Origin of the sequence: Leptospira weilii (assembly GCF_006874765.1) — a bacterium.
In the GTDB taxonomy this organism is placed as follows: Bacteria; Spirochaetota; Leptospiria; order Leptospirales; family Leptospiraceae; genus Leptospira; species Leptospira weilii.
The window spans coordinates 3,310,001-3,315,000 of the sequence record NZ_CP040840.1 but is presented as its reverse complement, the minus strand read 5'-3'; the positions used below and the strand labels follow the sequence as shown (position 1 = coordinate 3,315,000).

The following is a 5,000-nucleotide window of genomic DNA, read 5'->3' as shown; positions in this document are numbered from 1 at the left end:
ACACGTATTATGGGGCGGGAGTTTGCGCTCGGGAAAAGGTGAGATCCATCCTTTTCTTTCAAAATAAAAAGGAAAAATTTCCCCCTGAGTTGATTCTTACGGACAGCGGTTCCAAAACGAGTGCGGCGCTGGTTCGCGTTTTGGTTCACGAAAAATGCAGTTTCGTTCCGGATGTGGAACCGACCGATTCAAACCTCATTCGGGAAAAGATTACGAAAGGAATCGGTTCTCACATGCTTTTCGGGGACAATGCGCTTTTGGCAAAATGGGACCCAAAATTTTACGAGGTAAAAGACTTAGCTCAATGGTGGAATGAAATCACAGGTCTCGGTTTTATCTTTGCACTTTGGGCGAGTAAAAAAGCTTTGAAAGTGGACGATTCCGTGTTTATTCAATCTTTGGAATATGGAATTTCTCATATGGAAGAGATTATCTCTCACGAGTCCAGACTTTCTCCGGTTTTGGTGCGGGAGTATCTTACGAAGGAACTTCACTACAAAATTACGGAAAAGGATCGCAAAGGGTTTCTTCTTTTCTCGGAAAAATGTAGGAAGTTGGATCTTTTGTAAAAGGAAACGACCGACTTTGTTTGCCTAACGTGAGCTCCGTATAACAAAATGCGAAAGCGACCGCTTGTTTTCGAATATCATTTTCATACGTCCGAGTAGTAATGCCGATCCATAGAGAGGCATTCGCTGAGTTAACGCCATCCATAGAGAGTGTTTCAGCCAACGAACAGCCAACGCGTCGTGAGTGTCTCACAACTTGTTGTGAAATCAACGCGATCCATAGGAAGCATAACGTTACCCACAAATTGAAAAGGTTTTTAGAATCAGAAAGATCAAAAACTGATATTTTTCAAGTGCTCCGACAAGAATGAGGCTTTTTACTTGCAAAAAGTATGATTTTCTGATAGAGAAAAATCTCCCGAGGCCTTTTCGCGCGGACCCGCAGAGAGCGAAATCGAGTTTATCTGAGAACTCCTATGTGAATTAAACGGCGAAAAACAGTTTGAAAGCCAATCGGGAATAAATGTCACGAACGGTAGTATAGGGAAGATCGTTTTGGAATTTAGAGCGTGTCCCAAAACTATTCGATCTTATCAGAATCTCCGCGGATCGCTGTAATTGTTCCTACGTTTTGGGAAAAACTCTTAATTCCTTATTGATGAGGAGAATCATTTTTTCTTGATTTAAAGTTTAATAAATAACTGTGATTCTATAATCCCAGGAATTGTTTCCGGTTTTTTCGATCGTTTCTGCTAAAGGCAAACGATAACTGAGTTTACCTAAATTCACATCCCCACGATTGGATCTGCATACGGACGCGATTGGGAAGTTCACTTTAAACAAAATAGAACTTGTACGCAATAAACGAAGCGTTTCGGAATAAATTTTTTTTTCACCGTCTTTCTTCAGAGTCTCGGGCGCGCGGCTGATCGCGGGAATTTCCCTTTTTACGTAGATCGTATTTCCTTTTTTACGAACCTGAACCTTTCCGAGCATGGCGTTTTCGATTTGAGAAAGTTCCTGAAATTCCACTTTATAGTAAACCTTCGCTTTTTCTCGGAATAAACTCGGATCGGTTTCCGGAATTACGATCTTTTGATAGGTATAATCCTTGAGGGAAATGTTTCTAGAAAAAAAACCTTTATTGAGTCTTCCTAAAATTTCGTCTTTTTGCGTGGGAAGAAATTTGATCAGGGATTCGTCGGAATTCCTGCGGGTCGGAACTATATAAGAAACCTCTAATGTTCCCGAGAAATCGTGATTGATCGTCAATGTTTCTTCATAATCGAAACAATTGGAAAAAAATAATAACAGAATCGCGGAGAGGAAAAATTTATAAATCCGGCCGGAAAAGGGGCTCATGCATCAAATCTGAGAGAGAAAAGGATTTCCGTCAAACGAAAAGAGATTTGAGGTTTGTGTCATTGTAAACCAGGCGGATTTGAACACAGGAGCTTTTCTCCTTTTTGAGAGAAATAAATCGGTTCAAAGGCGCGATTGATAAGGTGTTCCGGGGCACGTAATTCGAAATCGGATTCATAAAAAGTATAGCGGAATTCATCTCCGAAACGCGGAAAGAATTCCTTCTTTGATTTTGGTCATAATTCCGGGTTGAGAACGGAGTCCGTGTTTTTTCAAGAAGGATTCTACGTATTGAAAGACGTCGTCTTCCGCGCGATCTCCCATTACCAGACAGGCGTGACCGTAGTCTTCGGAAGAACCATTTGCTTTGGAGATTACTCTAAATTCTTTTTTTTTGGAACTTGCGTTTTCGTAAACGGAACGGACTGCTTCCGGAGTCGCGATGACGTCTTTTTCGCCTGCGATAAACAAAGCGGGAACGGAAATATTTTTCTGGAGTTGGATGTAATCGTAAAATCCGTTGAGAGAGTGCATTTGCTTTGTTTCGATCCAGTGCATAAATTGTTCCGTGACTCCGTCCGAAATATTCTCGATTGCGTTCTTCATAATTTTCTTCACCGTTTTGGATGAAGTCACCTTAGGGTTGTAAAGAATTTCGTCGATCGGAGTATAAAGTTCTCCCGCTAAAGGAGCTAGGATGGAGGCTCCGAATTTCAGATCCAACATCTTTCTCGCACGGGGAAATCGGGAAAGAAGTCCGATCAATGTGATACCGATATGGTTCAGATTTCCAGGACCGCCTAAGGATACGAAGGCGGCGATGTCCTTCGTATCCTTTTTATGCTCGGACATACAAAAATGAGAATATAAAATCATCGCGCCCATCGAATGTCCCACATAGGAAACGCGCTCGGAGCCGGTAATTTTTTTCACCTTTTCGAACATCGCAGGAATGTCGTATTTTACGATATCATCGAACGTGAAGTCTTCGTAACGAGTTGGGCTTTCGTGATAGGATCGTCCGCAACCTCGAAGAGAAACCGCAAATACGTCGTAACCTCTGAGTTTAAGATAATAAGGGAGGGAATGTCTTCTGTCTAAGTCGACCACGAACTTGTTTGTTGCGATTCCGTGAACGACCAACACGGGCGCCAATTGCTGATTTGGTTGAGGAGGAATATGTCTGTGGAGAGCCAAATTCCATCCGTCCTTCGTTTTCGCAAAATGAACTTCGTCCGCAATGTCCTCTTGTCCGTATAATTTTCCAATCCAGTTTAAAAGAAGAGGATGGATGATGAGAATTAAGATCAGGATTCCGGTGAAGATGAAGGCGAGCGTGGAAGCAAACAACGCGAAAAAAAGAAGAATAAAGAACGTAGTCGCTAAGTAGACCGGACTTCTACGATTCTTGAGAATTGCGATCACAGAATTAAAAATAATGGAAAATCTGAAATGTCAAGAAATAGAAGCTGCTTGCCCGAAAAATCGAAGAAAAGAATCTGGTGAGTACAACGTGTCTCAAACTCCGGAATACAAACTCTATACTTCGCCGAATGGATGGTATTCCATGGTGATTCCCGCACATTGGATCCACATGGTCATCGAAGGGATTCCCGCATTTTTCGAGGAAAACGGAAGTGGCGCTCTTCAAGTCTATGCTTTTGAGAATAAATCCGGAAGCTATGATCTCGGAGAAGAATTGAAAAGATATCTCGAAACGCACAAAATCGATTTCGAAGAAGATAAGATTGCGTCTTTCGAAAACGAAGAGGGCAACAAGATTATGGCTTGCGAATTCGTGAAGGAGGAACGTTTCTGGATGGTCTATATGATCGCCAATCAAAAGAGAATGACTCTTCTTACGTATAACAGCGACGAGATGCCTCCAAATTATCTTGTTAGCGAACTTGCTACCGTTATCAGCTCTATTCGATTTTTATAATATTATTTAAGCTTCCGGGCGGTCTTCACATTCTACTTTCGATTCGGCATATAAATTTTAGCTATCTGGTTATAAAGTATAACAGGCTTTTATCCAAAAAAATTTTCCTACTCATCCCTACATAATAGAGTGTCCAAAATTCTGCGCCTAAAAGCGGGATTTGTACTCAAATTAATGGAACTCTATTTTATAGGGATCAGTAAAAGAGCCCCCGGAGTTGGTCGAGTCGTTTCTTCCGGAACGATGGAGACAAATCGGTTAAAGAGTCGAAAAATATTGGGTTTGATCTTTGAATTCGGCATTTGTTTTCTATTTCGGACAAGTCTCAAATAAATTTTTCTAACAAATGAGTACATACTACCGATCCCTACATAATAGAGTGTCCAAAATTCTGCGCCTAAAAACGGGATTTGTACTCAAATTAAGGGTATTCTATTATGTAGGGATGAGTAAAACCGATCAACAAAAAGATTCTTCTATCTAATAACTGTATACGAATCGAAACAAGCGTAAAAATTTTGGAATAAACGAACGAGAGAATAATTCTATAAGAAATGATTTTGTTCTTTAGATTTTAATAAATTAAAAGTCCTAACAGTAATAATGGGTTACGATAGGTATTCGATGAGTTTGATTTTAAGTTGGAGTTTGTTCTAAACTCGTTTTACTTAAGAAAGCTGTATACGGCTCTTGTTTTAATGTCCGCTTAAAAAATACTCTGCGATTCTGAATCTCTAATTGATAGTATACTGAGAGTGGTCTAACAATGAGCAATATAGTTAAATAATTTACTAGTTGTTAGCTTCTCCTATTCTGAAACTTTTGTCTTTGACTGATATCGGGCTGTTGGATATAGAAGCATAAAAAAATTGATTTTGTTTGAAGCTACTAATGAATGATTGGAATTGTACTGTATAAATGTCTCAAGAGGTAAGTCGAAAAAATAAAAATAAATTCCTAGGACAGTTTTTTACACCCGAAAGGGTTGCCGGTTTCCTGGTAGATTGGATTTTGGGGGCTGAACGTATCGCTTCCCAAGAAGGTTTGAAACGTATACTGGACCCCGCGATTGGAAACGGAATATTTTTCGAAAGTGTTCTTGATAAACTTCCTAATCTCGATGCCGAATGGGTTGGCTTTGATTTGGATACGCAATGCCTGAGTGCTAGTCGTAGCGCACTTGAAAA

Annotated in this window: 5 protein-coding genes (2 of these 5 running past the window's edge); 3 read left to right on the top strand and 2 right to left on the bottom strand. The window is 40.3% G+C overall.

The annotated features are described in order from the left end of the window. Positions 1–569: the 3' portion of a menaquinone biosynthetic enzyme MqnA/MqnD family protein gene (locus FHG67_RS16045; protein ID WP_004501020.1), read on the top strand. Its footprint begins 181 nt before the window's first position; only the last 569 of its 750 coding nucleotides appear in the window; the start codon falls outside the window, past its left edge; the stop codon is at positions 567–569. Positions 570–1,199: 630 nt separating this feature from the next. Here the strand turns inward: FHG67_RS16045 and FHG67_RS16040 are convergent. Beyond that, entirely contained in the window at positions 1,200–1,871 is a 672-nt protein-coding gene (locus FHG67_RS16040; protein WP_004498996.1) for an LIC11874 family lipoprotein, read from the bottom strand. Between the two features lie 195 nt (positions 1,872–2,066). Continuing rightward, the gene (locus tag FHG67_RS16035) at positions 2,067–3,296 is read right to left on the bottom strand and encodes an alpha/beta fold hydrolase (protein ID WP_004496928.1); all 1,230 of its coding nucleotides are present in this window, start codon (positions 3,294–3,296) and stop codon (positions 2,067–2,069) included. Here FHG67_RS16035 and FHG67_RS16030 point away from each other — a divergent pair. Next, positions 3,280–3,813 (top strand): hypothetical protein, encoded by a 534-nt coding sequence (locus FHG67_RS16030; protein ID WP_016759469.1) that lies wholly within the window; start codon positions 3,280–3,282, stop codon positions 3,811–3,813. The two genes, FHG67_RS16035 and FHG67_RS16030, sit on opposite strands and share 17 nt — an antisense overlap. Before the next feature lie 918 nt (positions 3,814–4,731). Then, positions 4,732–5,000, top strand: the 5' portion of a protein-coding gene (locus tag FHG67_RS16020; protein WP_004501017.1) for an N-6 DNA methylase. 1,369 nt of this gene lie beyond the right edge of the window; 269 of the gene's 1,638 nt are visible here — the first part of the coding sequence; its start codon is at positions 4,732–4,734; the stop codon falls past the right edge of the window.

Bases quoted from the DNA above. Each gene is read 5' to 3' on its own strand.
- FHG67_RS16040 (WP_004498996.1), bottom strand. From the start codon at position 1,871: ATGAGCCCCTTTTCCGGCCGGATTTATAAATTTTTCCTCTCCGCGATT.